This is a genomic window from Shewanella sp. SM68, from assembly GCF_025653925.1.
Lineage (GTDB): Bacteria > Pseudomonadota > Gammaproteobacteria > Enterobacterales > Shewanellaceae > Shewanella > Shewanella oncorhynchi.
On sequence record NZ_JAKKRU010000009.1, the window covers coordinates 164,104 to 180,253 of the forward strand.

The window sequence follows — 16,150 nt, forward strand, 5'->3', positions numbered from 1 at the left end:
CTCAACATCTGTTGAATAACAGTAAACCTAAAAACTCTGCTAAAACAACACAATAAAGGAATCGGAGTCTATGAATGAGATTGTCAACGCGATCAATAGTGTAATTTGGAGCCCTGCACTTATTTTTCTTTGCCTAGGTGTCGGGCTCTATTTCTCCCTTCGCACTCGATTTTTACAGCTGCGCCATCTGCCAGAAATGATCCGCCTGATGTTTGATGGTAAGAGTACTGATGCGGGAGTGTCGTCTTTTCAAGCACTCGCGATGACATTAGCGGGCCGAGTCGGTACAGGTAACATTGCAGGGGTTGCCACAGCAATCACCTTTGGTGGTCCTGGCGCTTTATTTTGGATGTGGATGGTTGCCTTTCTCGGTGCCAGCTCCGCCTTCGTTGAATCTACCTTAGGTCAAGTCTATAAAGAAAAAATCAATGGCGAGTATCGTGGTGGGCCTGCTTTTTATATTGAAAAAGGCTTAGGCATGAAATGGTATGCATGGGTATTTGCAATTGCGACCATATTTGCTTGCGGGATCCTGCTGCCAGGCGTACAAGCTAACTCGATAGGTTCAAGTTTAAAAACCGCTTTCAACATAGATCCTAATGTGACGGCAGCCATACTGGCCATGCTTCTTGGTTTTATCATTTTTGGCGGTGTAAAACGTATCGCTCACTTTGCCAGTGCCGTCGTCCCCTTTATGGCACTGGGTTACATCATAGTGGCTTGTGTCATCATAGCGCTAAATATTGGCCAGCTACCGGGTATTTTATGGTTAATTATCAAAAGTGCCTTTGGCTTTGATGCGGGTTTTGGTGCCATTTTAGGCTTAGCCATCATGTGGGGGGTAAAGCGGGGTATTTACTCCAACGAAGCGGGTCAAGGTACAGCGCCACATGCCTCATCTGCAGCGGCGGTAAGCCATCCAGCCAAACAAGGGTTAGTTCAAGCTTTTTCTGTGTATATCGACACCTTATTCGTTTGCTCTGCAACTGGTTTCATGCTGCTTATTACAGGACTGTATAATGTTCAGGGCCCAGACGGTGCGGCGCTCTATACCGGCATTGCCGGAGTCGCTGCAGGACCAGGCTACGTACAAACGGCAATGGAAAGTATGATGCCAGGATTTGGCAATATCTTTGTGGCTATCGCACTCTTCTTCTTCGCCTTTACGACCATAGTGGCTTATTACTACATTGCCGAGACCAACATTGCCTATATCAACCGTAAAGTAAATCACCCTTGGTTCATGGTCGTTCTCAAAGTCGTGATCATTGGCTCAACCGTATACGGCACAGTTAAAACGGCTGATATGGCTTGGGGAATGGGTGACATTGGTGTTGGACTCATGGCATGGCTCAATATTATTGCCATTATTCTATTAAGGAAAACCGCATTCACTTGCCTAAAAGATTATGAATCACAGCAAGCACTCGGCATAGAGCCACTTTTTGACCCGGTAAAACTGGGTATTAAAAATGCGGATTACTGGGTTGAACGTAAACACGCTGAAGAAAATGTAATGACTGAAACAACACAACGCATAAATACGTAGACGTTATCACGATGATCCGTTAAGCAAATATAAGCCATTAAAAAGCCAGTGATTTCTCACTGGCTTTTTTGTATCGTTTAGAACAAAAATAACACAAAATTTACGATACTGAATGACCCACAATCTTTATGGGTGACAGACGTTATGCAGCTCTAAGTTAGTGCCGATATCTTTATTTCGATCGGCTTTAGCATCATCATTACGCAGTTGCGTCAAGTGATCTAAATACGCTTGGTCAACGTCGTTCGTGATGTAGTGACCATCAAATACGGACGTTTCGAAACGTTTAATTGCAGGATTCTCCATTCTTACCGCTTCAATTAAATCGGGTAAGTCTTGGAAAATAATGCCATCAGCACCAATTAACTTGGCGATTTCATCGGCATCACGACCGTGTGCAATAAGCTCATTCGACGTTGGCATGTCAATACCGTACACGTTCGGGAAACGAATTTCCGGTGCGGCAGAGGCAAAGTACACTTTCTTAGCACCTGCTTCACGGGCCATTTCGATGATTTGCTCTGAGGTCGTACCGCGAACGATAGAGTCGTCCACCAGCAAGACATTTTTGCCTTTGAACTCAGTGTTAATCGCATTCAACTTACGACGCACTGACTTCTTACGCTCCTGTTGACCAGGCATGATGAAGGTACGGCCAATATAACGGTTTTTCACAAAACCTTGGCGGTACGGTAAGTCCATGCAACGGGCAATCTCCAGCGCGATATCGCAAGAGGTTTCAGGAATAGGAATAACCACGTCGATATCGTGATCGTACCATTCTTTCTTAATCTTCTCGCCAAGCTTAGCGCCCATGTTGACGCGACTTGCATATACAGACACTTTGTCGATCGTCGAATCTGGACGGGCAAAATAGACGAATTCGAAGATACAAGGTGCATAGCTAGGCTCGGCTGCACATTGACGGGTATACAGCTGACCGTCAATTGAAACATAAATCGCTTCACCCGGTGCCACATCACGCATCACTTCAAAGCCAACAGCATCGAGTGCCACGCTTTCAGAAGCCACCATGTATTCAGTGCCAGTGGCGGTTTCGTGCTTACCTAATACTAAAGGACGAATACCAAATGGGTCACGGAACGCAACTAAGCCTTGACCAATAATCATGGCAACAACCGCGTAGGCGCCACGAGCTTGTTGGTGTACGTTAGCGACCGCATCGAACACTTCTTCCGACGTCAGGGTTAAACTCGTGGTTTTTTGCAGTTCGTCGGCCAACAGGTTTAACAAGACTTCAGAATCCGAAGTGGTGTTAACATGACGACGCTTTTTGATCAGTCCTTCGGCTAATTCGACTGTGTTGGTTAAGTTACCGTTATGGGCTAATGAGATCCCAAATGGCGAGTTAACATAGAAAGGCTGCGCTTCAGATGCGCTTGAACTGCCCGCAGTTGGATAACGCACATGGCCAATACCAGCATTACCTTGTAGGCGTTGCATATGTTTGACTTCAAAAACGTCTTTAACCAAACCATTGGCTTTACGTAGTCTGAAAGCACCACGATCAATGGTCACAATACCTGCCGCATCCTGACCTCTGTGCTGCAACACTGTCAGTGCATCATAAATGGTCTGATTAACCGATGATTGGCCAACTATTCCGACGATACCACACATGGGTAAGCTTCCTCATTGTAAGATGTTCTATCACTTAGGATTATTTTATTTTCTTTCTTATAGTTTGGGTACAAAGCTGGAGGTATTTTCCAAATAGTCAAAAAACCATTGAATAACAACGCCAAATTCGGGTACTAGCACAGAATCTTTCCACCATTGGGAGTTGGGAGAGCCTGTAAAAGCATCCATGAAAAACAACAAGGCGCTCACAATAAGCGCGCCTCGAATAGCACCGAAGCACAAGCCCAAAAGCCTGTCAGTGCCAGATAATCCGGTTTTGACAACAAGTTGTCCGAGAATATAGTTAACTAAGGCACCGAGTACCAAAGTGGTAATAAAGAGGATGGCAATAGAAACGCCATTACGCAGCATCTCATCGTTCATTTGTGTTAAGTGAACGGCAAGATCTTGGTAAAATTGGCTGGCAACAAAGAAAGCCGCAAACCATACCACTAAGGACATGGCTTCTTTGGCAAATCCACGGATCAGACTGATAAGAGTCGATAATCCGATGACGAATATGATAGCGTAATCAATCCAAACCATTGAGATGGCTTTCCGACATGGGCTTTAAGACGGCGCGATTCTACCAGAGACTGAAACGATTCTCACCCCTAGTGAGGTAAATAAATCATTTTCAGTCTCGAGTGTTGTATCACCATTAAGATTCTAAGGGATTAAAAGGAACAATCCAGCCCTTGAGACGTGTAAGGTTTTCCACCTCAACTTGTACTTTCTTCAGCTTTGCCTCAGACACATCGGGTCCGACAAACACTTTAGTTAATACGCCATCTTTAGGGTTTTCAGGAATAGTGTACGCTTTAAAACCACTCTTACGCAGCTGTGCAACCAAGGCTTTAACATTCGTTGCGTTGTTAAAACTGCCAAGCTGCAAGGTAAAGCCACTTTTCAAGCTGTCACGGCTGACCACTTTAACGGCATCCTCTTTGGCTGCACTGGCTTTGGGCGTTTCTGCTTTAGGCTTTTCAGCCTTAGCCACAGTGGTCGCTTTAGCGTCCGCCTTTTTAGCCGGTTCAGTTTTTACAGTGGCTTTAGGCGGCTCTTTTTTAGCTTCAGGTTTCGTTTCAGGCTTAGGCTCTGCTTTTTTAACATCAGGCTTAACATCTTTCTTAACATCTTGCTTTGCGACTTCGATTACTGGCGCGGCGACAGACTTTTCATTGTCAGCATTAACTGGCATTTCGGCTAAGGCGACCTCAGTCCCATTCAGCGCAGCAGCATCCTCGGCCGACAAGACTTCAAACATATCATCGTCGGCTTTTTGCTGCTCAATCACGGTCGGGCGTAAAGGAATTTCGGAAAACTGCTCTTCTTGGCGATCTTTTTTGCCATCCAAAATATCCGGCAAAAAAATTACCCCAAGCGCAACCAGCACTACAGTGCCGACTAAACGATTATGAAACTGGCTAGACAAAACTGACTTCCTGCATAAATTGAGACTTAAAACCTGCCACAGTGTAAAAGGAGCCAAACACAATTACCACATCATCTGGGTTAATTTGCGCTTTTAATGCAGACCAAGCCTCAGATATGTCCTCAAACTCAAATGCAGCAGCCTCAGTGGCTAATGTTTTGCGTAGCATGGCCGAACTCGCGCCACGCTCACCGTGCAGACTGACCAAATACCAAGTGTCGATCAGTGGATTGATCACAGGCAACACACCTGCAATATCTTTATCCTTCAACATGCCGCAAAGGGCGAACACGCGCTTACCCACAACGATTGGCGCTAACTGTTGTACCAAAAAACGCGCCGCATGGGGATTATGGGCAACATCGAGTAACACTAACGGCTGCTCACTCACCTGCTCTAATCGACCCGTTAACCGAGCCGTGCTAATACCCTCAGCAATAATTGAAGGCGTGATCTCTGGCCAGCCCTGTTCAATCACTGCCAATACAGTCGCCGCATTAGGTAATGGCAAAGTTGGTAACGCTAAATCGTGCAGTTTGAGCACTTGACCTTGAAAATCCCACAGATTGCCATGGGCTTGATAACTGAATTCGTTACCGACGCGATACAAGATGGCGCCAACCTCATTGGCGACATCATTGACAGTGTGTGGCAAGTTGGGTTCACCCACAATGGCAGGTTTGCCACTGCGGAAAATGCCCGCCTTTTCACGGCCCACAAGCTCACGGGTATTACCGAGATAACTTTCATGGTCTAAATCGACCGACGTCAGTACGCTAATGTCGGCATCGATAATATTGGTGGCATCTAACCGTCCACCTAAACCGACTTCTAAGATAACCACGTCAAGCTGAGCGGTTTTAAAGAGTATCAAGCCTGCGAGCGTAGCGTACTCAAAAAAGGTCAGAGAAATATCGCCGCGCGCGGCTTCAATTTGCTCAAATGCCGTAACAAAACCGCTATCACTGACATCGCTACCATTGATACGCACTCGCTCGTTGTACTTCAGCATGTGTGGCGAACTGTATACGCCAACCGTCAAACCCGATAAGCGCAGAATATTTTCGAGCATGGCGCAGGTGGTACCTTTGCCGTTCGTCCCCGCCACGGTCACTATCTTGGTTGGACCTAAATCCAAAAGACCCAGGGTTTGCGCGACCTTAGAGACACGGGTTAACCCCATATCGATTTCGGTTGGATGTATGGATAACAAATAATCCAACCACTGTTCCAATGCTGCATTTGACGCTGGTACTGTAAGCATGTCCGTATATCCTCGTATTCGATTATCTCTCAAATAAGATCTTTTCAATCCAACATGAATAATGGCCCAAGGGCGAGCTTAGGTAATTGATATTGTTCTGGATAAGTCACATCAACTAAATAGAGTCCATGGGGTTTAGCCGTTGCTGCGGCTTGGTTTCTGTCTTTTAACGCGAGCAAATCGCCCATCCAAGTCAGTGGCTGATTACCTAGACCGATTTCTAACAATGAACCGACAATATTGCGCACCATGTGATGCAAGAAAGCATTCGCGGCGATATCAACAATCACATACATACCTTGGCGCGTGACATTAACGCAATGCACATTACGAAACGGTGTTTTCGACTGACACTGAACAGCGCGAAAGCTAGTAAAATCCTGCTCCCCCAAGAGTGCCTGTGCCGCTTGGTGCATTTTGTCAGCATCGATATTGCCGTGATAATGGCTTACACCATGGCGTAAAATCCCAGGGCGAAAAGTGTGATTATAAATCACATAGCGGTAGCGTCTGGCGGTCGCCGAAAAGCGCGCATGGAAGCTGTCGTCGACTTCTTTGACCCAACGTACGGCAATATTGTCGGGCAAATTAGCATTCACCCCTAAGGTCCATGCGCCTTCATTACGAATGGCATTGGTTTCAAAATGAACCACTTGGCCAGTGGCATGCACGCCCGCATCGGTACGGCCAGCGCAGAAGACGCCGATAGGCTCATTAGCCACTATCGATAACGCCCGTTCTAATTGCCCTTGTACTGAATCGACTTCCGCCTGACGTTGCCAGCCAAAATAACCATTACCGTCATATTCAATACCTAATGCAATCCGCATCCACTTATCCTCACAATTGATTTAGCGGCGCATTTTATCACAGCAGCCCATAAAAAAAACGGCGCTGAAGGCGCCGTTAGATTGAAACACTCTCAACCGGGATTAACTAATCTCTTTGAGCAAACGTCCAGCTTCATCCTGCTGGCGCTCGTTACCGTCAATTTGCACTTCTTTGAGCAGGGCTTTCGCGCTGTCGCTGTCGTCAATTTCGATATAAGCACGCGCTAAATCCAGCTTAGCGTTGACTGAGTTTTCTTCATCATCAACATCGATCATCGCGGCATCACCGATTAAGGCACCGACATCACTCATCTCAACGTCAACTTCCGAATACAAATCGGTATCTGCGCCCTCTTCATCGGCATCATTCAGCAACTTGTCGATGTCGATAAAACCGTTTTCATTTTGAAAACTGGTTAAATCATGGTCAGGAACAAACTTTTTCTGCGCTTTTCGCGACTCCTGGGCATCGAGTGCAGCCAAGGCTTCATCGACGGTAAGATTATGATCATCGACGAGTGAGAAACTGTCTTCCGACGTCAACACATCTTCATCGTCATAATCTGTATTGGCTGTAAAAGCGGCGAGCACGTTATCGTCACTTAAGTCTAGCCCTTGCTCAAGGTCCAAATCATCCGCGTCTTCTTTGATATCAAGTTTAAAATCTTCACTAAAATCAATATCGTTACGCGTAGCATTAATGGGCTTCTCTTGAGAAGCATAATCGAGCGCTGTGGCATCTTTGTTAGGCTCAACATCATTAGCCGTTACATCTGCTTGCGTTGCCGCAGGCTTAGCCTTAGGCGCAAAATCTAGCTCTGAGTCCCAATCGAGCACATGGGGATCTTTGCTCTTATTGGCTTTTAAATCATTAAAGAAAGAAGATTCTTTTTCTTTAACACTGGCCGCGGCTGCAGCAGCGGCCAAAGTGACTGCGGCCGTTGCTAATACATCAGCGTCGTTATCGTCACTCAGTTCCTCGACTAATGCAAAAGTATCATCGGTGCCGTCGATAGAGTGAGCCGCACCAATGCCTTTAAGTAAATTATCTTCGTCAACTGAATTGTCTTCTGAATCGAGTTGCGCCGTTTCCATATCGAAGTCGAATTCATCTTCATCGGCATCCAATTGCTCCGGCACATCAAACTCAGCTAAGAGTGCATCTAAATCATCATCACCTGACGCTTCACCTTTTATGTCTTCCGGTAACGAAGCTTCTAATTCTGCGGCGATTTCTGCACTGATATCATCATCTTCGGCATCGACTTTGAGTTCAGGCTCAGCATCAAAACTCGCCAGTAGCGAATCAATATCATCGGATTCTTCTACGCCTAATTCATTAAGCTCATCGTCTAACTCAGCGGCAATTTCAGCACGAATATCGGGCTCGACTTCAGGTTCAGCCGCTGGCGTCGGTTTATCAAAATCCGCTAACAGAGCATCAATATCGTCGGTATCTTCCACACCCAGCTCATCAAGCTCAGCGTCTAACTCTGCGGCAATTTCAGCGCCGAGGTCGGGTTCAACTTCAGGTTCTGCTGGTTTATCGAAATCGGCTAACAGGGCATCGATGTCATCAGTGTCTTCTACACCCAGTTCATTAAGCTCAGCGTCTAGCTCTGCGGCAATTTCAGCGCCGAGATCAGGTTCAACTTCAGGTTCTGCTGGTTTATCGAAATCGGCTAACAGGGCATCGATGTCATCGGTGTCTTCTACGCCCAGTTCATTAAGCTCCGCATCTAGTTCAGCAGCAATTTCAACGCCAAGATCAGGCTCGACTTCAGGTTCAGCGACTGGCGTTGGTTTATCGAAATCAGCTAATAAGGCATCGATATCATCAATGTCTTCTCCGCCAAGTTCATCATCTAGCTCATCACCGAGTTCTGCCGCGATGGCAGCACTGAGATCTTCATCATCAGACGCAACAACGTCTGGTGCAGGCGCTTGTGCAATCTCAGTATCTTCAGCAGGAACACTAAACTCGGCAAGTAATGCATCAAGATCATCGTCATCCGCGATGGCTTCATCGGCAGGTGTAGTGTCTGCGACTTCATTCAGCTTAGAAGTAATATCATTACTGTCATCTTCTTGAGCTAAATCGCTCGCAAAGTTACGCTCTAATTCACTTAAATCCTCTTCGGCTTCGGTGCTGTCTTCAGAAGTGCTGTCGTCAGAACCTAGGCCCGCTAATAGTGCATCAAGATCGGCTTCCTCAAGAATATTGCCAGATTTAGGTTTCTCCTCAACAATATCCTCTTCCTGATCGCCCATGGCTTCGGCCCACAGATCATCGAGGGACTGTCCTTCATCCTCGGCTTCAGGTTCGGCAGAGATCCCCGGATCGACAAACATTTCAGAAGCCATATCCATCTGATCGTGGGAGTCAGTCAAATCTTGCTCAGGTTGTAAATCGACACTGCCCATATCAAGAAGACTATCGATGGAGTCCGCATGGTCAGAATCTAAATGTACCGCCATATCGTCTAAATCGTCATCATCCATATCCATGATGGCGGTACCTGCAATCCCAGCGGCACCGGCGGCCATAACCGCTTCTTGTGTCTGCATTTCACGACGTTCTTTATTGCGTTTACGGCGCAGGAACCAGAACACAGCAAGCAGTAAGAACAAGGCAGGGATCACTGCCGCGGCAATCAATAACACAGGACTATTAAGGATATTGCGCCACAAGTCATCGGGCTCAATAGGTACCTCTGCCTCTACTTCAGCTTCAACAGCTGTCGTCTCTGGCACTTGCGCAGCTTCAACCTCAGCTTTCAAGGCTTGGTTTTGTAGTTTACTGGCTTGAAGTGTTTCTTCCAGCACAGCAATCCGTTGATTTAATTCTTCAACTTTAACTTTTAGCGCTTCAACATCTGAAGTGCGCACTGACAGTTGATCTTGCGTGCGGGCTAATTCATCGGTTAATGACAGATTTTTGCTTTCTGCCGCTTCTAACCGCGCCGTCACATCTGAACTCAGCATCTTGGGCTTTTCTGGAACAGGTGTTTCAACAACCGCTTTAGGTGGTGTCACTTTCGTTTCAACAATCACCGCAGGAGCCGTGACTGGCGCTTTTGCTGTCGTCACCTTAGCTGGCGGTTTAGATGCTGCTTTCGCCGGAGCCCGAGATTGTCTATCACTTTGCTCTGCTCTGGCTATCGCCATACGATTGGGGATCGACAGCATGACTTCTTTAGACGGAATGAGCAGGATCATACCGCGTTCTAAACTGTTATAACTGGCAGAGTTAAACGCATGAGGGTTAGCATCGTATAAGGCGGCCATCACCTGATAGACGCTAACACTGGCATCAGGACGGACTTTTTGCGCTATGCTCCAAAAAGTGTCTTTCGATGTCGTTGGACCATATTGATGGTTAACTTGACGGATCTGTCCGTCTGGCCCCATGATTTTTAAGGGTTTTAATCTTGGTGTATCTGCAGCAACGGCGGGATCAATAAAATAAGCGGTAGAAGAAACAGCTAAAACAGTGGCCATTAGACCCACAAGATACGAAGTGCGAAATTTCATCAATCCTTCCCTTTGAAGCGCTATAAAGTTATCTCACTGATAACAGGCTTTAGGCAATTGTATTTATTGAGATTACTATAAACCAGAAATCCCCGCCCTGCTACTGTTCACAATTGTAAAACAAAAAAAGCCTGCTGACAGCAGGCTTTTCAATGGGCATCAAATGCAATCTAATGCTTAGTAATAATCTCTCACTAAGATCTCGGCAATTTGCACACTGTTCAAGGCTGCGCCTTTACGAATATTGTCTGACACGACCCACAAATTAATCCCGTGAGAATGAGAAATATCCTTACGAATGCGACCCACATAAACCGGATCGGTTCCTGCGGCATCTGTCACTGCTGTTGGATAATCATCATCGGATTCAAACAATACCACTCCTTCGGCATTACGCAGTAAAGCTTTAACGTCTTCGGCATCAACAGGCTGACGAGTTTCGATATTAATGGCTTCTGAGTGACCATAAAACACAGGCACACGTACGGCGGTCGCATTCACTAAAATCTCATCGTCACCGAAAATCTTCTGGGTTTCCCAGACCATTTTCATTTCTTCTTTGGTATAGCCGTTATCCATAAATTTATCGATTTGTGGCAATACGTTAAAAGCAATTTGTTTTGGATAGACTTCAGCGTCAGCAGGTAAACCTTGCAGTAATTTAGTGCACTGATGCGCTAATTCTTCAATGGCTTTTTTACCTGTGCCCGATACTGACTGGTACGTTGCCACATTAATGCGGCTGATACCATAGGCATCATAAATTGGCTTAAGTGCCACCAGCATTTGAATGGTTGAGCAATTTGGGTTAGCAATGATATTGCGATTGCGGAAATCAGCGATAGCATGCGGATTCACTTCAGGTACAACCAAAGGAATATCGATGTCGTATCTAAAGTGAGAGGTGTTATCAATCACAACACAGCCTGCTTCAGCGGCAATCGGTGCCCATTTGGCGGAAACATCACCACCTGCAGAGAAGAAACCAATTTGAGCTTGGGTCCAATCGAAGGTTTCTACGTCGAGAATGGTAATTTGTTTGCCATGAAAGCTGACCGTTTCACCGGCGCTGCGGCTACTGGCTAAAGGGTACAAATTGGCAACCGGGAAATTACGCTCTTCGAGGATCTCTATCATAGTTTGACCCACTGCGCCCGATGCACCTAAAACGACAACATTAAATTCCTGTGACATAGCTACTGACCGACTCCTGAAAAACCTAAATTGGACAACCAATCTACCTCAGATTGACCGTCATAAGCCAGCGCCAATGCACTAAATTCGCGTCTATGTTGGTGATTTTTTCTCATAGTGTCGAAGCCATTCTCATTTAAGAATGTATTTCTGAACATCTTGTCATCATCGCGCAAATCATAGACAAAACGCGCGAGCTGTAATAACGCTTTTTCATTCGGCGCAGTCGCAAGTTCGACCGCCTTAATATTAAAGCTTGGCAAGAGATCCAGCAGACTTTTATCGGCAGCAATATTAAGTAACTGACACAGCTTTTGATAGAGCATAAAAGTGCCGCGCGCCTTACCTTCTAAGCTGTAACCTGCAATATGCGGCGTGGCAAATTCAGCCAGTGGTACGAGTTCAGGCATCGGTGTTGGCTCGCCTTCCCACACATCGAGCACTAATTTAAGATCATCACGCTGGCGTTTAACTCTGACAAGTGCTTTGTTATCTATCACATCACCACGACAGCAATTAACTAACCATGTATTGGGTTTGAGCGCCTTTAAGCGCACCTCATCGAACAAATGTTTGGTTTTATGCTCGCCCGTGCGCGTGATGGGCACATGCAAACTGATGATATCGGCCTGCGCCATGATGGTTTCTAAGCTCACAAAACTGCGCGGATCGCCCTGTTTCTCTTTGATGGGATCATTAAGCAACACGCTAATACCGTAGGCTTGCAAACATTTTGCTGTTGCAGTACCGGTATTGCCCGCGCCCACTATGCCGACGACCTTGCCCTTAAGCGGCGAATCAAACCGCTGTGCTAGCTCCAGCATAGCGATAAAAGCAAATTCCCCAACCGCAGTCGCATTGCAACCTGGCGCATTAGAGAAGGGGATATTACGCTCGGCAAGGTAGGCTAAATCCACATGATCTGTGCCTATAGTGGCACTGCCGACAAACTTCAGTTGATGATTGTCCGAGAGCAACTCGGCATTCACTTTGGTGACTGAGCGCACTAATAACACATCGGCATCGCGCACTTGCGCTGCGGTTAACGTGCGGCCATTAACAGGAATAATTTCCCCGAGATCGCCAAATAGCGGTTCAACATAGGGCATATTTTCATCGACTAAAATCTTCATGGGCACCTGATCTAAAAAAGTGGGAATGGAAGGCATCAAGATGCTCGGTATTCTAACAAGACTAATGGGATAAATCCTTGTCGATGCAACAGGTTTACAAAAAACGCCCATAAAAAAGGGAAGCCTAAGCTTCCCTTCTATCACGTTTGATAAACAAACTTATTTGAATTTACGCATCACTAGCGTGGCGTTTGTACCGCCAAAACCAAAGCTGTTACTCATGACTGTATTCAGCTCAGCATCGCGATATTCACGCACGATAGGCATATCTTTCGCCGCTTCGTCCAGATTTTCGATATTGATGCTTGGAGCAATAAAGCTGTTTTCCATCATGATTAAGCTGTAAATCGCTTCATGTACGCCTGCGGCGCCTAATGCATGACCTGTCATAGACTTAGTCGATGCAATCGGTGGGCACTTGTCTTTGAAAACTTCACGTAGCGCTTCTAATTCACGCACGTCGCCCACTGGCGTTGAAGTGCCGTGAGTATTGATGTAATCGATTGGGGTATCGACATCCATCATCGCCATTTGCATACAACGCACAGCGCCTTCACCCGATGGCGCCACCATGTCATAACCGTCTGAAGACGCGCCATAACCAATCACTTCAGCGTAAATTTTTGCGCCGCGAGCCAGAGCATGCTCTAACTCTTCAACCACTAAAATACCCCCGCCGCCAGAGATAACAAAACCATCACGGTCTGCATCATAGGTACGAGAGGCTTTTTCGGGTGTGGCATTGTACTTAGTTGACAGTGCACCCATAGCGTCGAAGCCCATGGTCAGTGTCCAATCCACTTCTTCAGCACCACCGGCAAACACCATGTCTTGCTTACCCATTTGGATAAGTTCAACGGCATGACCAATACAGTGGGCGCTAGTTGCACAGGCTGAACTGATAGAATAATTCATGCCTTTAATTTTAAATGGCGTGGCTAAACAAGCGCTGGCCGTGCTCGACATGATGCGAGGCACAATATACGGACCTACGCGTTTAACGCCTTTTTCACGCAATGTATCGGCAGATTGTACTTGGTTAGACGATGATGCGCCGCCTGTACCCACAATCAAACCTACGCGCGGATCTGAATACTGTTCTTCAGTTAAATTTGCATCGGCAACCGCTTCTTGCATAGCAATGTAGGCATAAGCTGCCGCATCACCCATAAAACGCAATGCCTTACGATCGATATGCTCAGCAGGGTTTAACTTGATGTCACCCCATACATGGCTACGTAATTGCATCTCTTCAAACTGAGCTGAATGCGTAATACCACTGCGGCCCGCTTTCAGTGACTCGGTCACTTCTTGCTTGTTATTACCGATACTTGAAACAACACCCATTCCGGTGATCACGACTCTTTTCATTTTATTGCTATCCATTGTGTACATGTCAGTACCTACTTTTCGCTGAGCCAATAGTATCTGTTTTGACTCAATTAAGTGGTCAGCTTTCCATAAAGGCGAGTAAAATAATGCCAATTATGAGACCGAGAGTAAATTTCTTTGACTGCAGAGCCCAATAAACCTTGCCAAATTAAGCGCGATTACCCGCAATTAATCAACCTTTATCCCGCAACAGCTCACACTGATGCACACTATCTCAGCAAGTTGAGCATTTATCAGCAGCGGGTATTTGAGGCTCATTCACAGCAAAAACTCTTAGTATTAGGGCAAATAGGTTTAGGCAACGGGCTTGAACTCTTATCTTGGTGGCGCACTCAGACAAATCCTAACCAACGATTACTCCTTAACGTATTCGAACCCAATCCGATTAATGCGTACGAACTTAAATTACTTTGGGATCAATCCGCCTGTTTAACCAAAGTGCCTGAACTTGAGCCACTTGCCCAACGCTTACTTCATACAGAGCCGACGGCTATTATAGGTTGTCAGAGATTAATTTTTGATGACGGTCGTACCACAATCGACCTGCACTTTGGTGATATTCAATCCCAGCTCTGTTCACTCATCCATTCTCCGCTTCACCCCGTTCAGCACTGGCTGGTATTGCCCCATCTACAAAATGGGTTAAATCAGCAGATCCATTGGCAGATGGCAAAACTCAGTGACGATGGCGCCACTGTGGCAACTATTGGATTAAACGAATCAAGCGGATTAAGCGAAACTCCTGTGAGCCGTTTCCAAGCCTGCGGCTTTGAGGAGAGGGATTTTACCTGCGCTGCAATACAGACAAACCATCAGCCTGATGCCATTTTGTTACACGAGCGCCACGTCTTACGCCAGCAAGATGCTAAAGCCTATGCCTTTAATCCTATGGCTGCAATCTTACCCTCGAATGCGCCCAGCTCGATTGCCATCATAGGCGGCGGGTTAGCCTCGGCGCATTTGGCACTGTCTTTGGCGGAACGCGGCCAAAGTACGCAGCTCTTTTGTAAAGATGCCAAGCTCGGCCAAGGCGCCTCGGGCAATCGCCAAGGGGCGATTTATCCGCTGCTGACACCGGAAAATGATGAATTAAGCCGCTTCTTCCAGCAGGCATTTTTATTTAGTCGACGTAGAGTACAGGCGCTGACTTCTGTCCCTGCCCCAAATCAAACGCCGATTTCCCATGATTTTTGCGGGGTATTGCAAACTGCCCACGATAAACGCAGCCAATTACGACTCGATAAAATTATTCAAAGCCAGAACTGGCCAAGTGAAATTGCCTATCGAGTCGATGCGCAGCAGGCCAATTCTCTTGCGAACATTAATATTGACAAATCAGGCTTTTTCTATCCGCTGGCTGGCTGGGTTTGTCCGTACGAATATGCCGAAGCCGCACTACAAAAAGCGCAACAGCTTACTGAGGTCAAACTCCATTTGGAGACTGAGATCCTTGAAATTGAGCATCAAAGTGAAGGTTGGTATTTAACCACCGCTAAGCATAGCTTTGGCCCCTTTGCACAACTAGTGCTCGCCAATGGCGCAGAACTAACGCAATTTGATGCCAGCAACAAATTACAAATTAGCCCTTTTCGCGGCCAAGTCAGCCATGTGCCCGCTCTATTTCAATTAAGTCAGCTCGCGACTGTGCTGTGCGCCAACGGTTATTTAACCCCGAGTCACGAAGGACTCCACTGCCTTGGCGCGAGTTACGTTAAAGAACCTAAGCATTTAGATTTTTGCCCGCAGGAGCAACAAGAAAACCTCGCCAAAATGCACGAGAGTTATCCCAATCAGCCTTGGCTTGAAGATATCGACATGAGTGGCAACAATGCCCGTGTTGGCGTGCGTATGGTCACGCGGGATCATTTCCCTATGATGGGCTGCGCGCCCGATGTGCCAAAAATTATTAAAGATTATGCGCAACATCAACTAACTAAAGAAAGTCGCCACTACTGGCAAACCACGCCAGCGCCGGTGCATCAAGGGCTGTATATTCTCGGCGGGTTAGGCTCACGAGGGTTAAGTTCTGGACCACTTGCCGCCGAATGTCTCGCGGCGCAGCTTTGCGGCGAGCCAATACCACTCGATAAAGCAACTCTGTGTAAACTCAACCCTAATCGTATGTGGCTGCGAAAATTGCTCAAGGGCAAAGCGCTCTAGGCAATCAATCGCTAGAAA

General features: G+C 46.6%; 11 protein-coding genes. 2 read left to right on the forward strand and 9 right to left on the reverse strand.

Translation table 11 applies throughout. The annotated features are described in order from the left end of the window. Positions 1 to 70: 70 nt before the first annotated feature. A complete protein-coding gene (locus L5M40_RS15520; protein ID WP_173244059.1) occupies positions 71 to 1,549 on the forward strand; it encodes an alanine/glycine:cation symporter family protein in 1,479 nt (492 codons plus the stop codon). A gap of 126 nt (positions 1,550 to 1,675) precedes the next feature. Here the strand turns inward: L5M40_RS15520 and purF are convergent, their stop codons facing one another. From purF to fabB, 9 genes are all read right to left on the reverse strand, one after another. Then, positions 1,676 to 3,190 carry an amidophosphoribosyltransferase gene (gene purF / locus L5M40_RS15525; RefSeq protein WP_028761029.1) on the reverse strand — a complete coding sequence of 505 codons (1,515 nt, stop codon included), beginning with the start codon at positions 3,188 to 3,190 and terminating at the stop codon, positions 1,676 to 1,678. 57 nt (positions 3,191 to 3,247) lie between these two features. After that, positions 3,248 to 3,736, reverse strand: coding sequence for a CvpA family protein (locus tag L5M40_RS15530; RefSeq protein WP_028761030.1), 489 nt, complete (start codon positions 3,734 to 3,736; stop codon positions 3,248 to 3,250). A 115-nt stretch (positions 3,737 to 3,851) separates the two neighbouring features. Then, complete coding sequence (locus L5M40_RS15535) at positions 3,852 to 4,625, reverse strand: SPOR domain-containing protein (RefSeq protein ID WP_263175615.1); 774 nt, start codon at positions 4,623 to 4,625, stop codon at positions 3,852 to 3,854. Continuing rightward, positions 4,618 to 5,889, reverse strand: a complete 1,272-nt coding sequence (gene folC, locus L5M40_RS15540) for a bifunctional tetrahydrofolate synthase/dihydrofolate synthase (RefSeq protein ID WP_263175616.1) — start codon at positions 5,887 to 5,889, stop codon at positions 4,618 to 4,620. Before folC ends, L5M40_RS15535 begins: the two co-directional genes overlap by 8 nt. Positions 5,890 to 5,933: 44 nt before the next feature. Continuing rightward, entirely contained in the window at positions 5,934 to 6,719 is a 786-nt protein-coding gene (truA, locus tag L5M40_RS15545; protein ID WP_028761033.1) for a tRNA pseudouridine(38-40) synthase TruA, read from the reverse strand. Between the two features lie 102 nt (positions 6,720 to 6,821). Then, positions 6,822 to 10,253 (reverse strand): FimV/HubP family polar landmark protein, encoded by a 3,432-nt coding sequence (locus tag L5M40_RS15550; RefSeq protein WP_263175617.1) that lies wholly within the window; start codon positions 10,251 to 10,253, stop codon positions 6,822 to 6,824. A gap of 177 nt (positions 10,254 to 10,430) precedes the next feature. Then, on the reverse strand, positions 10,431 to 11,447 hold the full coding sequence (locus tag L5M40_RS15555; protein ID WP_131523510.1) for an aspartate-semialdehyde dehydrogenase: 1,017 nt from the start codon (positions 11,445 to 11,447) through the stop codon (positions 10,431 to 10,433). 2 nt (positions 11,448 to 11,449) lie between these two features. Continuing rightward, positions 11,450 to 12,580 carry a 4-phosphoerythronate dehydrogenase gene (locus tag L5M40_RS15560; RefSeq protein WP_263163400.1) on the reverse strand — a complete coding sequence of 377 codons (1,131 nt, stop codon included), beginning with the start codon at positions 12,578 to 12,580 and terminating at the stop codon, positions 11,450 to 11,452. 159 nt (positions 12,581 to 12,739) lie between these two features. Beyond that, positions 12,740 to 13,951 (reverse strand): beta-ketoacyl-ACP synthase I, encoded by a 1,212-nt coding sequence (gene fabB, locus L5M40_RS15565; protein ID WP_041408164.1) that lies wholly within the window; start codon positions 13,949 to 13,951, stop codon positions 12,740 to 12,742. A 138-nt stretch (positions 13,952 to 14,089) separates the two neighbouring features. Here fabB and mnmC point away from each other — a divergent pair, with 138 nt between their 5' ends. Then, the gene (mnmC, locus tag L5M40_RS15570) at positions 14,090 to 16,132 is read left to right on the forward strand and encodes an FAD-dependent 5-carboxymethylaminomethyl-2-thiouridine(34) oxidoreductase MnmC (protein WP_263256921.1); all 2,043 of its coding nucleotides are present in this window, start codon (positions 14,090 to 14,092) and stop codon (positions 16,130 to 16,132) included. Positions 16,133 to 16,150 lie beyond the last annotated feature (18 nt).

What these genes read in the sequence shown, in the direction of transcription:
- L5M40_RS15550 (WP_263175617.1), bottom strand. Translation starts at nt 10,253, where the DNA reads ATGAAATTTCGCACTTCGTATCTTGTGGGTCTAATGGCCACTGTTTTA.
- fabB (WP_041408164.1), bottom strand. Translation starts at nt 13,951, where the DNA reads ATGAAAAGAGTCGTGATCACCGGAATGGGTGTTGTTTCAAGTATCGGT.
- L5M40_RS15555 (WP_131523510.1), bottom strand. Translation starts at nt 11,447, where the DNA reads ATGTCACAGGAATTTAATGTTGTCGTTTTAGGTGCATCGGGCGCAGTG.
- L5M40_RS15530 (WP_028761030.1), bottom strand. Translation starts at nt 3,736, where the DNA reads ATGGTTTGGATTGATTACGCTATCATATTCGTCATCGGATTATCGACT.
- purF (WP_028761029.1), bottom strand. Translation starts at nt 3,190, where the DNA reads ATGTGTGGTATCGTCGGAATAGTTGGCCAATCATCGGTTAATCAGACC.
- L5M40_RS15560 (WP_263163400.1), bottom strand. Translation starts at nt 12,580, where the DNA reads ATGAAGATTTTAGTCGATGAAAATATGCCCTATGTTGAACCGCTATTT.
- folC (WP_263175616.1), bottom strand. Translation starts at nt 5,889, where the DNA reads ATGCTTACAGTACCAGCGTCAAATGCAGCATTGGAACAGTGGTTGGAT.
- L5M40_RS15520 (WP_173244059.1), top strand. Translation starts at nt 71, where the DNA reads ATGAATGAGATTGTCAACGCGATCAATAGTGTAATTTGGAGCCCTGCA.
- truA (WP_028761033.1), bottom strand. Translation starts at nt 6,719, where the DNA reads ATGCGGATTGCATTAGGTATTGAATATGACGGTAATGGTTATTTTGGC.